Source organism: Streptococcus suis (genome assembly GCF_024509555.1).
GTDB classification, from domain to species: domain Bacteria; phylum Bacillota; class Bacilli; order Lactobacillales; family Streptococcaceae; genus Streptococcus; species Streptococcus suis_AD.
The window spans coordinates 1-19,712 of the sequence record NZ_JAMWEL010000013.1 but is presented as its reverse complement, the minus strand read 5'-3'; the positions used below and the strand labels follow the sequence as shown (position 1 = coordinate 19,712).

At 41.6% G+C, this 19,712-nt stretch carries 8 protein-coding genes; 4 read left to right on the top strand and 4 right to left on the bottom strand.

All coding sequences use genetic code 11. The features are described from left to right. Positions 1–7: 7 nt before the first annotated feature. Together NF418_RS06720 and NF418_RS06715 are read left to right on the top strand one after the other, a co-directional pair. Positions 8–901, top strand: a complete 894-nt coding sequence (locus NF418_RS06720) for an ABC transporter permease (protein WP_105145274.1) — start codon at positions 8–10, stop codon at positions 899–901. A gap of 9 nt (positions 902–910) precedes the next feature. After that, positions 911–1,711 carry an ABC transporter ATP-binding protein gene (locus NF418_RS06715; RefSeq protein WP_256778941.1) on the top strand — a complete coding sequence of 267 codons (801 nt, stop codon included), beginning with the start codon at positions 911–913 and terminating at the stop codon, positions 1,709–1,711. Between the two features lie 43 nt (positions 1,712–1,754). Here NF418_RS06715 and aroB read toward each other — a convergent pair whose 3' ends face one another. Genes aroB through NF418_RS06695 form a run of 4 tightly spaced genes read right to left on the bottom strand, consistent with a single transcriptional unit; the run spans position 1,755 to position 5,803 of the window. Continuing rightward, on the bottom strand, positions 1,755–2,822 hold the full coding sequence (aroB, locus tag NF418_RS06710) for a 3-dehydroquinate synthase (RefSeq protein ID WP_256778940.1): 1,068 nt from the start codon (positions 2,820–2,822) through the stop codon (positions 1,755–1,757). Positions 2,823–2,834: 12 nt separating this feature from the next. Beyond that, positions 2,835–3,704 carry a shikimate dehydrogenase gene (locus NF418_RS06705; RefSeq protein ID WP_256778939.1) on the bottom strand — a complete coding sequence of 290 codons (870 nt, stop codon included), beginning with the start codon at positions 3,702–3,704 and terminating at the stop codon, positions 2,835–2,837. 41 nt (positions 3,705–3,745) lie between these two features. Continuing rightward, positions 3,746–4,771 carry a 3-deoxy-7-phosphoheptulonate synthase gene (locus tag NF418_RS06700; protein ID WP_256778938.1) on the bottom strand — a complete coding sequence of 342 codons (1,026 nt, stop codon included), beginning with the start codon at positions 4,769–4,771 and terminating at the stop codon, positions 3,746–3,748. Between the two features lie 9 nt (positions 4,772–4,780). Continuing rightward, positions 4,781–5,803 (bottom strand): 3-deoxy-7-phosphoheptulonate synthase, encoded by a 1,023-nt coding sequence (locus NF418_RS06695; protein ID WP_256778983.1) that lies wholly within the window; start codon positions 5,801–5,803, stop codon positions 4,781–4,783. A 212-nt stretch (positions 5,804–6,015) separates the two neighbouring features. Here NF418_RS06695 and pcrA point away from each other — a divergent pair, with 212 nt between their 5' ends. After that, positions 6,016–8,295 carry a DNA helicase PcrA gene (pcrA, locus tag NF418_RS06690; protein WP_256778937.1) on the top strand — a complete coding sequence of 760 codons (2,280 nt, stop codon included), beginning with the start codon at positions 6,016–6,018 and terminating at the stop codon, positions 8,293–8,295. Between the two features lie 512 nt (positions 8,296–8,807). Next, positions 8,808–19,373 carry a MucBP domain-containing protein gene (locus NF418_RS06685; protein WP_256778936.1) on the top strand — a complete coding sequence of 3,522 codons (10,566 nt, stop codon included), beginning with the start codon at positions 8,808–8,810 and terminating at the stop codon, positions 19,371–19,373. The last annotated feature ends 339 nt before the right edge of the window (positions 19,374–19,712 follow it).

The window sequence follows — 19,712 nt, the reverse complement described above, 5'->3', positions numbered from 1 at the left end:
GAAAATTGTGGATATTATTTTATCAAGTATATCGCAAGGTTTACTTTGGTCAGTCATGGCGATTGGGGTTTATCTGACTTTTCGTATTTTAGACATTGCAGATATGACAGCGGAGGGGTCTTATCCCCTCGGTGCTGCAGTCTGTGCAACAGGGATAGTCAATGGAGTAAATCCTCTGCTTTCAACGTTCTTGGCAATGGTTGCAGGCATGGGAGCAGGTTTGATTTCAGGTTTGCTTCATACAAAACTGAAAATTCCAGCCCTTTTGACCGGTATTGTTACTTTGACAGGTCTCTACTCTATCAATTTGAAAATTTTGGGTAAGGCCAACGTGGCCCTACTAAAACAAGAAACCTTGGTAACTCAATTGCAGGAATTTGGTTTGACCAAAACAAATGCCGTCTTGGTTATCGGTCTTGTTTTTGTTTTGGCAGTTGTAGGTCTGCTTACTCTCTTGTTGAATACGCAAATTGGTTTGGCTATTCGTTCAACCGGAGACAACATCCCAATGAGTGAGGCCAATGGTATCAACGTTGACAATATGAAAATCTACGGCTACATGATGTCAAATGGGCTGATTGCCCTCTGTGGCGCCCTGTTGACACAGAATAATGGCTATGCGGATTTGAACTCTGGTACAGGTACCATTGTTATCGGTCTGGCCTCTGTTATTATTGCAGAAGTAATTTTACGCAACTTGCGCTTGGGTTGGAGATTGTTATCCGTTGTACTTGGTGCAGTTGTTTATCGATTGATTATTCTTGCGATTTTGGAAATTCCAGGCATGGATGCAGATCTTGTAAAACTCTTCTCAGCCATTCTCTTGGCAACAGTCCTTTATGTGCCAGAATTGCAGAAGAAGCTCAACATTCGTCGACCAAAATTGAATGGAAATGCTTAGGAGGAAACCATGACTACTATTTTATCAATACAAAATATTCATAAAACCTTCGAAGCAGGGACGGTCAATGAAAACCATGTTCTTCGTGGATTGAACCTAGATGTGAAAGAAGGGGATTTTATCTCTATTATCGGTGGTAATGGTGCAGGTAAATCAACTTTCATGAACTCACTTGCAGGTGCCTTGACGGTTGATTCGGGCGATATTTTGCTTGAAGGTAAATCCATTAAGCATGTATCAGCTGCTAAACGTTCTAAGGACATTAGTCGAGTATTCCAAGATCCAAAGATGGGAACAGCTTCTCGCTTGACCATTGAAGAAAACATGGCCATTGCCTACCGCCGTGGTTTATCTCGTGGACTTGCTTGGGGTGTGAAAGACAGCGAACGGGCTATTTTCAAAGAAGCCTTGAAAGAGCTTGGTTTGGGCTTGGAAAACCGTATGAAAGTGGATACGCAGTTCCTCTCGGGTGGTCAACGTCAGGCCTTGACCCTGATGATGGCTTCGCTGGTTAAACCAAAAGTTCTGCTCTTGGACGAACATACTGCCGCCCTGGATCCAAAAACCAGCGACATGGTTATGGAATTGACCAAAAAAATCGTGGAAAGTCACCAGTTGACAGCTCTTATGATTACGCACAACATGGAAAATGCCATCGAATATGGAAATCGTTTGGTTATGTTGCACCGTGGTCAGATTGTTGTCGATGTAGCAGGAGAAGAGAAAAAGAACTTGACTGTTCAAAACTTGATGGACCTCTTCTACAAAAATAGCGGTGAAAAGCTCACTGACGATGAGATGATTTTATAAAAAATAAGACTACTGATTTCATTTAAGTCAGTAGTCTTTTTTCTTATGGTTGTAAAAATTCTAGCATTTCTTCCATCGGGATTTGATGGATGGCAGCCTGACCTAATTGTGGTACGATGACAAGTTTGATTGACTTGCCTCGTGCCTTTTTATCTCGTGTCAGGGCTGCGTACAGTTCATCTACATTCCAAGGTTGATGAGCAGTTGGTAGTCCGAATTTTTCACACATGGCAATAATCTTTTCAGTCATACCAGCTGGCATGAGGTCTTTTCTTTCAGCAGCGCGTGAGATTTGCACCATACCGATGGCAACAGCTTCACCGTGCATGACTTGGCCGTAACCAGCAGTCGCTTCAATGGCATGTCCAATCGTGTGACCGAAGTTGAGGTAGAGTCTGACACCGTTGTCTAATTCATCTTCGACAACAACCTTGCGTTTGACTTCGCAGGAGTGGTAGATGATGTAGTCAGCGTTCTCTAAAATGCTTTTGACAGATCCGTCAAGTTGAGCTAGTTTTTCCCAGAGTTCAAGGTCATCGATTAGGCCGTATTTAACCACCTCACCCATTCCTTCAATCAATTCTCGTTTGCCAAGTGTTTTGAGGGTATCAGGATCAATTAAAACGCCGTCTGGCTGGCAGAAGGTACCTACCATGTTCTTAGCAAACGGGGTATTGACGCCAGTTTTTCCCCCGATAGAGGAATCAACTTGGGCTGTCAAGCTGGTTGGAATTTGTAGAAAATGGATGCCACGCATATAAGTTGACGCAACAAATCCAGCCAAATCGCCAACGACACCGCCGCCTAGGGCGATAATTCCGTCACTTCGGGTCATGTCATGCTGTACGAGAAATTCGTAGGCTTGATTGACAGTGTCAAGATTTTTTGAAGCTTCGCCTTCTGGAAATGCAAAGACAATGGTTTCAAAGCCAGCTTCCTCTAAACTTGATTGAACAGTTTCAGCATAGAGTGAGCCGACGTGGTCATCTGTGATGATGGCGATTTTCTGAGGTTTCCAGAGCCCTTTGACCCAGGAACCTGCCTGTGCTAAACTTCCTCTTTCGATGAGGATATCGTAGGGATTATGGGGGAGATTGACGGTTAGTTTCATCCGGTTTCCTCTCTAGTTGATGTCGTATTTCTGGACTAATTGGTCCCAAATCAAGTCAGTTGGCATTTCCTTTCTAGTCCAGGTTTGGAAGGCCTCGGCTGCTTGAAAGAGCAGCATGCCCAAACCGTTGATAGTTGGATTTCCTTGTGACTGGGCTAGTTTTAATAAGGGTGTTTCAAATGGTTTGTAAATCACATCTGCAACCAAGAGTTGTTTTGGGAATTGTAGGTTGGCAGGAATAGGTAGAGAAACTCCATCCATTCCTACACTGGTTCCATTGACTAGCAAGTCTGATTGAGTAATTTCTTTTTGAATTATTTGGCTGTCTTTGTTGGCTAGAACTTTCATAGGAACACCAGTAGCTTGTGCAATAGGTGCTACACTTGTCTGTGTTCGTTCCAGGCTTTGTTGGCGGCAGAAAATGGTGATTTCTTTGGCGCCCTCCAGAGCAGCCTGGGCAATGATAGCTGTAGAAGCACCGCCACCTCCTAGGATGGTTAGTCGCTTGTCCTTAACTTGAAAGCCTTTTAATCTTTCCAAGCTCTTGAAAAAACCAATTCCATCGGTGTTGTGTCCGATTAGTTTACCGTCTTTGTGAATAACGGTATTAACGGCTCCAATCAAGCGAGCTTCTGGGGTTAGGTCATCAAGGTAGGGAATAACGGCTTGTTTGTAGGGCATGGACAAATTGATACCAAACATGTCATAGCGTTTGATATTCTCAAGCGAAACAGCCAAATCATCCTCTGGAATTTCCCAAGCGACGTATACTCCATTTACACCTGTTTCTTTAAATGCCAGATTATGTATGAAGGGAGAGATAGAGTGCTTGATTGGCTTGGCTACAACGGCAGCCAGGCGAGTATATCCATCAATAGTCACAGGTTTCCTCCATTTTCATATGATTTTTTATATTGTTGAGTTTATAAGGTCTGGTGGATTTCACGGATAAGTGCTTCTGTTTTATCCCAGCCCAAGCAAGGGTCGGTAATGGATTTCCCAAAAACCTCGGGGCTATCTTGGCGCCCGTCTTCCAAGTAGGATTCAATCATGAAGCCACGAACGTACTTGCGAATGGATTCGTTCCAAGCTCGGTTGATGAGGGTTTGACGGACGATACGGATTTGTTCCAAATAATTTTTTCCAGAGTTATCGTGGTTGGTATCAATCACGATAAATGGATTTTGTAGACCAAACTGTTCATACTGTTTGATAGTTTTTAATAGAATATCGTAGTAGTAGTTTGGCTCGTATGTACCTTGTTCGGTTGCGGCACCGCGTAAAATGGCATGGGCAAGTGGATTGCCGTCTGTATCGACTTCGGCATCACGATAGATAAAGTTTTGTTTGTTTTGGGCAGCGTAGATACCGTTGAACATGACTTTAAGATTGCCAGAAGTAGGGTTTTTCATACCCGTCGGCATATCAATACCGGAGGCAACAAAACGGTGCTCTTGATCTTCGACAGAACGAGCTCCGATAGCGTGGTAGGACACCAAATCTTCTACCAGTGGATAGTTGGCAGAGTAAAGCATCTCGTCAGCAGTCGTTAGTCCTGTTTCAGTAATGACACGGTAGTGCAGGTTACGAACAGCGGCGATACCGTTGATGAGGTCTGGCAACTTAGAAGTGTCTGGTTGGTGAACTAGTCCTTTATAGCCTTCGCCATTAGTTCGTGGTTTGGCAGTATAGACACGCATAACCATGAAAATTTTATCCTTGACTTCATCTTGAAGCTTGGACAAGCGATTGGCGTATTCTAAAACTGCTTCTTCATTGTCAGAAGAACATGGACCAATGACCAAGAGCAGGCGGTCATCTTCACCACGTATGATGCCTTTTAATTCTTCGTCACGTTGGTTTTTAGCGGCTAAAAATTCGCCTTCTAACTTGGAGAGTTCTTTTACTTTATCAATGTCTAGACTGGTGCTACGTTTGTGAATTCCCATAATCTTTTCCTATCTACTGTGGATTTCTCGGATGAGTTCTTGCGTTTTTTCCCAGCCTAAGCATGGGTCTGTAATGGATTTGCCATAAATATCTGGATTATCTTGGCGACCATCTTCGATGTAAGATTCAATCATGAAGCCGCGAACATACTTACGAATGGATTCATTCCAGTCACGGTTAATCAAGGTTTGGCGTACGATGCGGATTTGCTCCATATAATTTTTGCCAGAGTTATCATGGTTGGTATCGATGATGATGAATGGATTTTTCAAACCAAATTGGTCATAGAGTTCAATGGTTTCCAAGAGGTTGTCATAGTAGTAGTTTGGTAAATATTTGCCATTTTCATTGACTGCACCACGAAGGATAACGTGAGCAAGCGGGTTGCCAGATGTTTCAACTTCGGTATTGTTGAAGAGGAAGGATTGTTTCTTCTGAGCGGCAAAAATACCATTAAACATAACTTTAAGGTTTCCAGAAGTTGGATTTTTAAGACCAGTTGGAACGTCAATACCAGAAGCAACAAAGCGGTGTTGTTGGTTTTCAACAGAACGAGCACCAACGGCAATGTAAGAAACCAAGTCATCAACCAATGGTAGGTTTTCTGGGTAAAGCATTTCGTCAGCTGTAGTCAAACCCGTTTCGGTAATGACGCGGTAGTGCAAATTACGAACAGCCTTGATGCCGTTGATCAGACTTGGTGCTGCATCAGTATCAGGTTGGTGCATGAGGCCCTTGTAGCCGTCACCATTGGTACGAGGCTTGGCAGTGTAGACCCGCATGACCATAAAAATTTTATCTTTGACTTCTTCTTGAAGTTTTGCCAGGCGATGAGCATAGTCCAAAACGGCCTCTTCATTGTCAGAAGAACATGGGCCGATAACCAAGAGAAGCCGGTCATCCTCACCTTTTAGAATGGCTTCTAATTCACGGTCACGGGCTTGTTTTTTGTCAAGAGTTTCGGGAGATAATTTAGAATGCTCTCGCACTTGATTGATGTCGATTTTTTCACTGATTGGTGTAAACAATATAGAAGTCCTCTTTCTTTCCTAGATTTTTTCAATTATACCATGATTTTTAAGATTTTTAAACAAAGATATGGATTTTCAAGTGCAATTTACAGTAAATTCTGAAAATTTATTCTACATGATGACCGTATAGATTGACTGAGGATAATCTTCAGCAGTATTTGGAAATTTTGGTATAATGGAGAGAATGAATTTTTTAGAGAGAGTAAGAGATAATGAACCCATTATTAAACGGAATGAATGACAGACAGGCGGAAGCGGTGCAGACAACTGAAGGTCCGCTCTTGATTATGGCAGGTGCTGGTTCAGGTAAGACGCGAGTCTTAACCCACCGCATCGCCTACTTGATTGATGAGAAAATGGTCAATCCCTGGAATATTTTAGCTATTACCTTTACAAACAAGGCTGCGCGTGAGATGAAGGAGCGGGCCTACGCCCTCAATCCTGCAACGCAAGACTGTTTGATTGCGACCTTCCACTCTATGTGTGTCCGTATTTTACGCCGAGACGCTGATTATATCGGCTACAATCGCAATTTTACCATTGTTGATCCAGGTGAGCAACGCAGTCTCATGAAACGGATTTTGAAAAATCTTAATTTAGATCCGAAAAAGTGGAGTGAACGTTCTATCCTTGGAACCATTTCTAATGCCAAAAACGACTTGATTGATGACAAGGCATTTGAAGCCCAGGCAGGCGACCTATACACGCAGATTGTTGCAAAATGCTACACGGCTTATCAAAAGGAACTAAGACAGTCAGAGGCCGTTGACTTTGATGATTTGATCATGCTGACGCTCCGCCTTTTTGACCAAAATCCAGAGGTCCTGACCTATTACCAGCAGAAATTCCAGTATATCCATGTCGATGAGTATCAGGATACCAACCATGCCCAGTACCAATTGGTCAAGCTCCTGGCATCACGTTTCAAGAATATCTGCGTGGTCGGAGATGCGGACCAGTCTATCTATGGTTGGCGTGGAGCGGATATGCAAAATATCCTGGACTTTGAAAAGGATTATCCAGAGAGCAAGGTCGTGCTCTTGGAGGAGAACTATCGCTCCACCAAGACCGTCCTACAGGCAGCCAATGAAGTCATCGAGAACAACCGCAACCGTCGTCCTAAGAAACTTTGGACTCAGAATGCTCAAGGGGACTTGATTACCTATTATCGTGCCAGAGATGAAAATGACGAGGCGATCTTTGTCGCAGGGCAGATTGACCAGTTGCACCGAGAAGGCAAGGCTTATAAGGATTTTGCAGTACTCTACCGTACCAATGCCCAATCCCGTACCATTGAAGAAGCCCTGCTCAAATCTAATATCCCTTATACCATGGTTGGAGGCACCAAGTTCTACAGCCGTAAGGAAATTCGAGATGTGATTTCTTATTTGAATATCATCGCAAATCCATCGGATAATATTTCCTATGAACGCATTGTCAATGAGCCAAAACGTGGCGTGGGACCAGGTACGGTTGATAAAATCCGTGATTTTGCCAACACACATGGTATGTCTTTACTGGAAGCTTCGCAGGATATCATGTTGTCACCAGTTAAGGGCAAGGCGGCACAGGCAGTATTCGACCTAGCCAATCTCCTCTTTAATCTTCGCAATCAACTGGACAATTTGACAGTGACAGAGGTGGTTGAGGCTGTCTTAAAAGAAACAGGCTACATCGATGCCCTTGCAGCTCAAAACACGCTGGAAGCCAATGCCCGTATTGAGAACATTCAGGAATTTCTATCTGTTACCAAAAACTTCGATGAGAAGGATATTGAGGAGGAAGAAACAGGTCTGGATCGCTTGACTCGTTTCCTACTTGATTTGGCTCTCATTGCAGATACTGACGACGGCGATACCGAGTCATCAGAAGTGACCCTTATGACCCTCCACGCAGCCAAGGGTCTGGAATTTCCAGTTGTCTTCCTAATTGGTATGGAGGAAAATGTCTTCCCACTCAGTCGCGCAGCAGAAGAAGAGGACGAGTTGGAAGAAGAACGTCGTTTGGCTTACGTAGGCATCACCCGTGCTGAGCAGACCCTCTATCTGACCAACGCCAACTCCCGCCTGCTCTTTGGTCGCAGCAATTACAATCAGCCAAGCCGCTTTATTCGTGAAATTTCCAGCGATCTATTGGACTATCAAGGTCTTGCTCGTCCTGCTAATACCAGCTTTAAGGCTTCTTATGTCAATGGCAGAGCGACACAGTTTGGACAAGGCATGAGCTTACAACAAGCCTTGCAAAGCCGAAAAGCAACCGTACAGCCATCTGCCAAGCTCGGAGGCAGTATGCCTTTCGCATCAAGCAACAAATCGTCAAGCTCAGGCACCAACTGGTCAGTTGGTGACATCGCTATCCATAAGAAATGGGGACGCGGAACAGTTCTTGAAGTATCAGGTTCGGGTAGCAACCAAGAACTTAAAATCAATTTCCCAGAAATGGGGCTTAAGAAGGTCTTGGCTAGCCTGGCACCGATAAGTAAGGAAGAGTAATATTGACATTTGAATAAGCGGTGTAAACATGCGCTATACTACGTAAGTGTCTCGCTTTGCACGTTTTATTGTTAAATGAGGTTAGTCACTAGGTTTTACTGGCAACCGGAACTTCGGTTACTGGTCTGAAGGGTTATTCCTATCATTAAAATTGCAAAATCATCTAGTCAGTTGAACTAGGTGATTTTTTGATAGGCGATTTTTGATTCCTAGTGATTGTATCTAAACCATTCAAGGATTAGAGAAGGTTAAATAAATTATGATGTTTATAACTGGGATATTATAAATTTTTGAAGTATATTCCGGAAATATTGCAGATGAATTACAAGGCAATGACATAATCTATATTTGCCAATAAATATACCTTAAAACATTCTAAAACATTGGACATTTTGAGTAAAAATTCTTGTCTAATTGTGGTGGATAATGATATAATTTAATGTAATTAAATCCTAAGCATTTATTTCTGAGTATACTAAATGTGGGGAAATTTTTAGGGGGAATTTATCTTTATGCGCAAAATAAAGAAAAAATCATTTGACTGGTATGGAACGAGACAGCATTTCTCAATCCGTAAGTATCATTTTGGTGCAGCCAGTGTCTTGCTAGGTATGTCTTTGGCAGTTGGGACTGGCACAACTGTTCAAGCTGAAGATACTGTTGTAGCTTCTGAGACTTTAGCCTCTAGCACAACAGTTGTATCATCCACTGAAAGTACTCCGTCATCCGAAACAAGCACAACTGCCTCAACTGAAACGAGTGCAACTGTAGCAGAATCAGTTGATAATGCAAGTGATACTCTGGCTGAAAGCACTGAAACGGTAACAAGTTCGCCAGAGCGTAAGGCTACAATCAATTATATTATTCAATATATTGATGAAGCTGGTAGTCTAGTTGACGCAGCACTTCAGACGATTACTATCCCAACAACAGATGCTGTTGGAACAGCCACTGTTGGAATCAGCCTAGAACTTCCAGCAGGCTATGAATTGGCTTCTGGTCAGTCAGCTTCACTTTCTCAAGAGGTGACAGAAGGTGCAGAAAATGTTGTAACTGTAAAAGTTGTTAAGAAAGTTGAAGCGACAGCTACGACAGCAACTTCTGAGGCAACTGCAACTGTAGCAAGCGAAACAGCAATTGAAACGAGTACTACTACAACTGCGTCAGAAGTAGCAGAAACAGTAAAAACACCAGTAACTGTTGAAGAAGCAAAAGTAGTTCTTGAGCAAGTTACTTCAGAAGCAGAGGTATTGGCTAACGAAGCAGAACGACTTGTAGCAGCATCGGATAGTGACAACACTGCCTTGAAAGCAGCTGCTGCAGCAACGAAATTGACTGCAACTGAAGCGACTACAGTCTTGAACGATTCAGCAGCAACCCTTGAATCTGTTAACGCTCAAATCGACGCTGTACGTACAAACGTTGAAGCTCTTGCTTTGGAATTGCGTAAGTTCTTAGGAACTGACCTTATCCAAGTAGCCTTGACAACAACTACAACCATGGAAAATGGTAATGGTGTACCGGGGACTTGGGTTGAGGATGAAACTGTATTAAACAAAGAAGAAGCAGCTGCATCTGCGACACTATCGCCAAGCTCTCAAGATTTTCCAGCTGGTTATGTTGGGGATCCAAACACCAACCGTACAACCTTCATGATCTATAGCTTGTCAGGATTACAAGATTCAACTGTTCAACCTGGTACAACAGATGGTTCGTTTAACCTGCGTCGTGGAACAGATCTTTATATGGTTCTTTCTACGAACCGCTCGAGTACTGATGGTGATTTTATCTATCTTAATCTTTACGACAAAAAAACTGGTCAGATTGCACTAGATGATAATGGTAATAAAATCCAAGAAGAACTTGCAGTAGCTGTAGGTCAAAACAAAGAACTTACAGGGTTGAATGCCTTTGCAAAAAAATCAACGTTAACTGATAAGTTTAAGTACACATTGTCATTGACAGAAACTGTGTTTAAAAACGCTGCTGGTGAATCAAAAGTTTTACGTAATATGCAGTTGAAGTCAGGTATGGGTGGAAAAGCATTAAATACATTGGTCTATCACAACCAGACCGCGTCACGTGGGGACTACAATGATTACTCTGGTACAGCACCGACTTACACACCACGTCAGGTTACATCATATTTTGTAAAAGCTACAGATCTTCGTGACGAAGAATTTCTTGCGAAATATACTCAAAAAGGAGACTTATCTGGAGATAGTTTTACAATTGCGAGTGAGTCGGTTTTTGATAAATACGAACTAATTGAATCACCTACAAAAACAAGTGGTACGTTGGCTTCCGACTATGTTGCAGGAACGTCTTTAATTCGTTGGTATGGTTCTTCTCTTCAATCCAAAGTACAGTATATTACAAAAGATGACGGAAGTTCCCGCTACCTACAGTTCTTAGTCAATCCAGATCACCCGGATTTCCTTGAGACATATGCTAAGTATAAAACGATGTCTGAAACAGATTTCCAAGCTGAAGGTGAGACAGCTTTCCGTTTGTCTGAACGTATTGCTATCGTAGAAAAAGTAGAAGCTGACATTGCTGCTGTTAATGCTGACACAACACTATCTGATTCAGAAAAAGCAACTAAGATCCAAGCACTCCGAACAGAAGCAACAGCTAAAATTAACACAGCAGATGACAAGTTCTTCCTCACTTACTCAGGTGAAAATCTTGATCCATTTGACTATAATGATACAGCCGATGTAGTTACAGGTCTAGATGAGTGGAATTATACATCAACAAAATATAAATTCTCTGCAAACAATGTTACTTCTGCTACATTGTCATCTAAAGTTGGAGAGTACCAAGGATATCCAAAAGCTATCTGGAACAACGTAAATACAGGTATTTTGACAATTTTAGATCAAGATGGTAAGCCTGTTATTAACCCGTATACTAACACAACAATGACATTTAAAGGACATCAATTGAGCATGTTTAACTCAAATGGTGCTAACTTTAATAACCAAAAATACTACTACGCTGAAAAAGGTGGCGTTAAAGTCTATTACGTTGATACTGAGGGTAACGTTTTACAAGACTCTAAGTCTATTTATGATCATGAAGCAACAAACACAGCATATGATACGAAGTCTGTAAAAGATGAAAAGATCACAGCAGCTGACGGTACAGTCTATTACTACAAAGAAATCGATACAACAGGACTTAACCCAGCTTCAAGTAATACAGACACTGAGAAACGTACAATTGAAAAAATTACCGAAGAAGTTGGTACAGTAGCACAAGATACGCTTAAAGAATTGACTTATGTCTACGAAAAAGCAGGTAGCGTTAACGTTAACTATGTGGACACAGATGGTAAGCCACTTCAAGATCCAATAGCAGATGTGACAAATGGTCAACCAGGCTCAAACTATGATACTGTAGTTGATAACAAACCAACAACAATCACAACAGCCGATGGTAAAACTTACCAACTTGTTCCAGCAGGTACTTATAACGTTGGTACAGTAGGCGAAGGTAATAACTTAACTACAGTTGGCAACGGCACTGCCACAGGTATCGATGGCACAACTGGTACTGTTGAGTCAGGTGTTACTAAAGAAATCACTTATGTTTACCAAGAAGTAAAAGGTGACGTTATTGTTCATTACGTTGACCAAAATGGTAATCCAATCTCAGGTACAACAGATGCAGGTACAACAACAGCAAGCACAGTAACAGATACACCAGAAAGCTCAACAGGTACTCCATACGATACAAAAGACCTTAAACCAAACACCATCACAACAGCCGATGGTAAAGTTTACCGCCTTGTTCCAGCAGCAACAAAAGGTAACGAAACTGGTGAAGTTGTTGTTGGTACAACAGAGATTACTTATGTCTATGAGTTGGTTGAAGGTGATGTTGTTGTTCATTACGTTGATACAGAAGGCAACACAATTGCAGACGATGTAACAGATACACAAATCACAGACACAGGTACTGCTTACGACACAACTGATAACAAGCCAGAGAAAATCGTTAACAATGAAACCGGCGATGTTTATTACTACAAAGAAGTTAAAGCTGGTGACAATGAAACTGGAAAAGTTGTTGAAGGTACAACTGAAGTTACTTACATCTACGAAAAAGCTGGTAGCGTTAATGTTAACTATGTAGATACAGACGGTAAACCACTACTTGACCCAGTTGCGGATGTGACGGATGGTAAACCAGGTTCAGACTATGACACTCTTGTAGATAACAAACCTGAAACAATCGCTACAGCAGACGGCAAATTGTACCGCCTTGTTCCAGCAGGTACTTATAACGTAGGTACAGTTTCAGACGACAACAACTTGACAGCAGCTGGTAACGGTACTGCAACAGGTGTTGATTCAGTAACAGGTACAGTTGAAGCAGGTACAACGAAAGAAATCACTTACGTTTACGAAGAAGTGAAAGGTGACGTTGTTGTTGAGTACTACGATACAGATGGTAATGTCATCGCTACAACTGTAGTTGATACACCGACATCATCAACAGGTACACCATACAATACCTTGGATCAAAAACCAGCAACAATTACAGCAGCTGATGGCACAGTTTACTACTACAAAGAAGTGAAATCAACTTCAGCAGCTGAAGATGGTACAGTTGTAGAAGGTACAACAACTGTTCAATACGTTTATGAAAAAGCTGGATCTGTTAACGTTAACTATGTTGATACAGATGGTAACCCAATTCAAGCACCAGTAGCTGACGAAACTAACGAGAAAGCTGGTACTGAGTACGCTACAGCGGACAACAAGCCAACAACTATCACAACAGCAGATGGTAAGACCTACAAACTCGTTCCAGCAGGTACTTATAACGTAGGTACAGTTTCAGATGATAACAACTTGACTTCAGTTGGTAATGGTACTGCAACAGGTGTTGATTCAACAACAGGTACAGTTGAAGCAGGTACAACAAAAGAAATCACTTACGTTTACGAAGAAGTGAAAGGTAACGTTGTTGTTAACTACATCACGACTGACGGTACAGTGATCAAGCAACCAGTTGAAGATACACCATCAACATCAACAGGTACACCGTACGACACAACAGACAACAAACCAACTACTATCACAACAGAAGACGGTAAGACATACCGCATCGTGCCAACTCTTACAAAAGGTAACGAGACAGGTGACGTTGTAGAAGGTACAACATCAATCACTTACGTATACGAAGAAGTGAAAGGTGACGTTGTAGTTGAGTACTACGATACAGAAGGCAACTTGATTTCAGGTCTATCTGACTCAGGTAAAGCTGTAGATACTAAAGAAGTTGATACCCCATCAACATCAACAGGTACAGCATACAACACTGACGAAGACCACAAACCAAATACTATCACAACAGCAGACGGTACAGTTTACTACTACAAAGAAGTGAAAGACACTTCAGCTTCAACAACAGGTGAGGTTGTAGAAGGAACAACAACTGTTCAATACGTCTACGAGCCAGCAGGTTCAGTAACAGTTAACTATGTAACAACTGACGGTACAGTAATCAAATCTCCAGTTAAGGACGAAGAGAACGCTGAACCAGGTAAGACATATTCAACTGAAGACAACAAGCCAACTACAATCACTACTGAAGATGGTAAGACATACAAACTTGTTCCAAGCTTGACTACTGGTGAAGAAAATGGATCCGTAACTTCAGGCGAAGACAAGCAAGTGACTTACGTTTACGAAGAAGTGAAAGGTGACGTTGTTGTTAACTACATCGACACTGAAGGCAATGTCATCAAAGCACCTGTAACAGATACACCATCTACATCAACAGGTACATCTTACGATACAACAGATAATAAGCCAGAAACAATCACAACTGAAGATGGTACTGAGTACAAACTTGTTCCAGTATTGACTAAGGGTGAAGAAAATGGTTCAGTTGTTGAAGGTACAACTCAAGTAACATATGTTTACCAAAAAGTAACTCCAGCAGCTAAGACAGGTAACGTTGTGGTTGAATACTACAATACTGCAGGTGAGAAAATCGCTGAGGATGTTGTAGATACCCCAGAAACAACAACTGGAACTATCTATGAAACGCTTGATTTCAAACCAGCATCGATCACTAAAGATGGTGTAACTTACTACTACAAAGAGGTGAAAGACACATCAGCTGCTGAGAAAGGTACTGTTGTTGAAGGGACTACAACTGTTCAATACGTCTACGAGCCAGCAGGTTCAGTAACAGTTAACTATGTAACAACTGACGGTACAGTAATCAAATCTCCAGTTAAGGACGAAGAGAACGCTGAACCAGGTAAGACATATTCAACTGAAGACAACAAGCCAACTACAATCACTACTGAAGATGGTAAGACATACAAACTTGTTCCAAGCTTGACTACTGGTGAAGAAAATGGATCCGTAACTTCAGGCGAAGACAAGCAAGTGACTTACGTTTACGAAGAAGTGAAAGGTGACGTTGTTGTTAACTACATCGACACAGAAGGCAATGTAATTAAAGCACCTGTAACAGATACACCATCTACAGCAACAGGTACATCTTACGATACAACAGATAATAAGCCAGAAACAATCACAACTGAAGATGGTACGGAGTACAAACTTGTTCCAGTATTGACCAAGGGTGAAGAAAATGGTTCTGTTGTTGAAGGTACAACTCAAGTAACATATGTTTACCAAAAAGTAACTCCAGCAGCTAAGACAGGTAACGTTGTGGTTGAATACTACAATACTGCAGGTGAGAAAATCGCTGAGGATGTTGTAGATACCCCAGAAACAACAACTGGAACTATCTATGAAACGCTTGATTTCAAACCAGCATCGATCACTAAAGATGGTGTAACTTACTACTACAAAGAGGTGAAAGACACATCAGCTGCTGAGAAAGGTACTGTTGTTGAAGGGACTACAACTGTTCAATACGTCTACGAGCCAGCAGGTTCAGTAACAGTTAACTATGTAACAACTGACGGTACAGTAATCAAATCTCCAGTTAAGGACGAAGAGAACGCTGAACCAGGTAATACATACTCAACTGAAGACAACAAACCAGAAACAATCACAACAGAAGACGGTAAGACTTACAAACTTGTTCCAAACGCGACTACAGGCGAAGAAAATGGAACAATCACTTCTGGTGAAGACAAGCAAGTCACTTACGTTTACGAAGAAGTGAAAGGTGACGTTGTTGTTAACTACATCGATACTGAAGGCAATGTCATCAAAGCACCTGTAACAGATACATCATCTACATCAACAGGTACAGCTTACGATACAACAGATAACAAGCCAGAAACAATCACAACTGAAGATGGTACTGAGTACAAACTTGTTCCGGTATTGACTAAGGGTGAAGAAAATGGATCTGTTGTTGAAGGTACAACTCAAGTAACATATGTTTACCAAAAAGTAACAACTCCAGCTCCAAATCCAAACGGTAGCGTTGTCGTTAACTATGTGAACACTAATGGTGAAACAATTGCAACATCAGTGAATGATACAACTGATGCGGCACTTGATACAGCTTACGATACAACAGATTACAAACCAGCAGTTATCAAGCATAATGGTGTAACGTATTTCTACAAAGAAGTGAAGACTGGTGACAATGAGACTGGAAAAGTAATAGAAGGAACAACCGAAGTGACTTATATTTACGAGCCAGCAGGTTCTGTAACAGTTAACTATGTAACAACTGACGGTACAGTGATTAAGACTCCAGTTAAGGATGAAGAAAACGCTGAACCAGGTAAGACATACACAACTGAAGACAACAAGCCAACTACAATTACTACTGAAGATGGTAAGACTTACAAACTTGTGCCAAACTTGACTACAGGTGAGGAGAATGGAACAGTTGATTCAGGTGAAGATAAGCAGATTACCTATGTTTATGAAGAAATTACTGGTAATGTAGTAGTAAACTATATTGATACGGAAGGTAATATCATCAAAGCACCGGTAACAGATACACCGGTATCTTCTACGGGTACATCTTATGATACAACTGATAATAAACCTACTTCAATCACTACGGAAGATGGTTCAGTTTATGAATTGATTCCAGTGTTGACAAAAGGTGAAGAATCAGGCAAGGTTGTAGCAGGAACAACTCAGGTAACTTATATTTACCGTAAAGTTTCAAGTCCAACACCAGTTGTTCAATTAGGTAATGTAGTGGTTGAATACTACAATACAGCTGGTGAGAAAATTGCTGAGGATGTTGTAGATACACCAGAAACAACAACTGGTACTTCTTATGACACTACTGAATTTAAACCATCAACTATCACTAAGGATGGTGTGAAGTACTTCTACAAGGAAGTAAAAGGTACGTCTGCAAGTGAAACTGGTACTGTTGTGGAAGGTACTACAACCGTCCAATATGTCTACGAGCCAGCTGGTTCTGTAACCGTTAATTATGTATCGACTGATGGTACAGTTATCAAGACTCCAGTTAAAGATGAAGAGAATGCTGAACCTGGTAAGTCATACACAACAGAAGATAGCAAGCCAATTACAATTACTACTGAAGATGGTAAGACATATCAGATCGTTCCAAAATTAACGACTGGTGAAGAAAATGGAACAATCTCTTCAGGAGAAGATAAGCAAGTTACTTATGTTTATGAAGAAGTTACTGGTGATGTAGTTGTCAACTATATCGATACAGAAGGTAATGTTATTAAAGCTCCTGTAACAGATACTAATCTAACATCAACAGGAACAACTTACGATACAACTGATAACAAACCAACAACGATTACTACAGAAGATGGTTCAGTTTATGAGCTAGTTCCTGTATTGACTAAAGGCGAGGAATCAGGTAAAGTAGTCGCTGGTACGACTCAAGTAACTTATGTATATCGAAAAGTTTCAAGCCCAACCCCAGTTGTTCAGACTGGTAATGTAGTGGTTGAATACTACAATACAGCCGGTGAGAAAATTGCTGAGGATGTTGTAGATACTCCAGAAACTACGATTGGCACTGTTTATGAAACTCTAGATTATAAGCCAACAACGATTACCAAAGAGGGTATAATTTACTTCTACAAAGAAGTGAAAGACACATCAGCTGCTGAGAAAGGTAGAGTAATAGAGGGGACTACGATAGTTCAATACGTTTACGAGCCAGCAGGGTCTGTAACAGTGAATTATGTAACGACTGATGGTTCAGTCATCAAGCCTTCAGTTAAAGACGAAGTGAATGCCGAACCAGGTAAGACATATTCTACTGAAGAACAAAAAACAGCAGTTATTACAACTGAAGATGGTAAAACTTACCAAATCGTTCCAAAATTAACTACTGGGGAAGAAAACGGAACCATCACTTCAGGAGAAGATAAGCAAGTTACTTATGTTTATGAAGAAGTTACTGGTGATGTAGTTGTCAACTATATCGATACAGAAGGTAATGTTATCAAAGCACCTGTCACTGACACACCAGTTTCATCAACTGGTACTAACTATGACACAACAGATCATAAGCCAACAACTATCACTACAGAGGACGGCTCGGTTTATGAACTCCTTCCTGTATTGACCAAAGGCGAAGAATCAGGTAAAGTCGTAGCAGGAACAACTCAAATTACCTATGTATACCGTAAGATTTCTAGTCCAACCCCTGTCACAAAACAAGGTACAGTTGTTGTTCATTACGTCAAAGAAGATGGTACAGTCCTTGCAAGTCCAGTGACAGATACTCCAGCTTCAGAAGTAGGTACATCTTACGATACAAGAGACAACAAACCAGCTACAATTACAACCGCAGATGGTACAACTTACGAACTCGTTCGTACAGAAGGAACTGAAAACGGAATAGTTGTAGAGGGCGAAACAGTTGTCACATACGTTTACCGTAAAGTTGAAACACCTGCTAAGAAGGTTGTAACCAACCACGTTGATGAAGATGGCAACCCAATTGCACCGCAAGAAGAGGGTACAACACCTAACAAGTCAATCCCAGGATATGAGTTCACAGGTAAGACAGTAACGGACTCAGACGGTAACACAACTCACATCTACCGTAAAGTTGAAACACCTGCTAAGAAGGTTGTGACAAACCACGTTGACGAAGATGGTAACCCAATTGCACCACAAGAGGAAGGTACAACACCTAACAAGTCAATCCCAGGATATGAGTTCACAGGTAAGACAGTAACGGACTCAGACGGAAACACAACTCACATCTACCGTAAAGTTGAAACACCTGCTAAGAAGGTTGTGACCAACCACGTAGATGAAAATGGTAACCCAATTGCACCACAAGAGGAAGGTACAACACCTAACAAGTCAATCTCAGGCTACGAATTTGTTAAGACTGTGACGGACTCAGACGGTAATACCACACACATCTATCGTAAGGTTGAAACCCCAGCTAAGAAGGTTGTAACTAACCACGTAGATGAAAACGGCAATCCAATTGCACCGCAAGAAGAGGGTACAACACCTAACAAGTCAATCTCAGGCTACGAATTTGTTAAGACTGTGACGGACTCAGACGGTAATACCACACACATCTATCGTAAGGTTGAAACCCCAGCTAAGAAGGTTGTAACCAACCACGTAGATGAAAATGGTAACCCAATTGCACCACAAGAGGAAGGTACAACACCTAACAAGTCAATCTCAGGCTACGAATTTGTTAAGACTGTGACAGACTCTGACGGTAATACTACACACATCTATCGTAAGGTTGAAGCACCAGCTAAGAAGGTTGTAACTAACCACGTAGATGAAAACGGCAATCCAATTGCACCGCAAGAGGAAGGTACAACATCAAGCAAGTCAATCCCAGGCTACGAATTTGTTAAGACTGTGACAGATTCAGACGGTAATACCACACACATCTATCGTAAGGTTGAAATACCTGTTACACCGACACAACCAGAAACACCAACACCAGCTAAGCCAGAGCAACCAACGACTCCTGTACGTCCAGATGGAACTACATCAACTCCAACTAGACCTGGTACAGCACAGTTGCCAAATACTGGCGAGTCTTCATCAGCGGCTGCTGGAGTAATTGGTGCGACAATGTTATTAGGTACATTTGCTCTTACAGCTAAACGTCGTCGTAAAGAAGACTAATTGGAAATCATATGTATATCTAACATTAAGATAATAGGCTCTTTGTCAACTGTAGTGGGTAGACGAAAAGCTAACATCTAGAGAGGACGAAATTCGTTCTCTCTTTCTTGTTTTTAGGAGATAAGCTGAGTAACCGCCCAATAACAAGGGTAACCGCCCAATAACAAGGTATCTATCCACTCACTCCTTCCTCCGGTATACTGTTATAAAAAGTAACCGCCCAATAACAAGGTATCTATCCACTCACTCCTTCCTCCGGTATACTGTTATAAAAAACAAACTGGAGGATTTATTATGTCTCAGCCCATCGTCCCATTGACTATTCCCCAATCTCGCCGC

Coding starts and splice junctions, on each gene's coding strand:
- NF418_RS06700 (WP_256778938.1), bottom strand. CDS start 4,771: ATGGGAATTCACAAACGTAGCACCAGTCTAGACATTGATAAAGTAAAA.
- pcrA (WP_256778937.1), top strand. CDS start 6,016: ATGAACCCATTATTAAACGGAATGAATGACAGACAGGCGGAAGCGGTG.
- aroB (WP_256778940.1), bottom strand. CDS start 2,822: ATGAAACTAACCGTCAATCTCCCCCATAATCCCTACGATATCCTCATC.
- NF418_RS06685 (WP_256778936.1), top strand. CDS start 8,808: ATGCGCAAAATAAAGAAAAAATCATTTGACTGGTATGGAACGAGACAG.
- NF418_RS06715 (WP_256778941.1), top strand. CDS start 911: ATGACTACTATTTTATCAATACAAAATATTCATAAAACCTTCGAAGCA.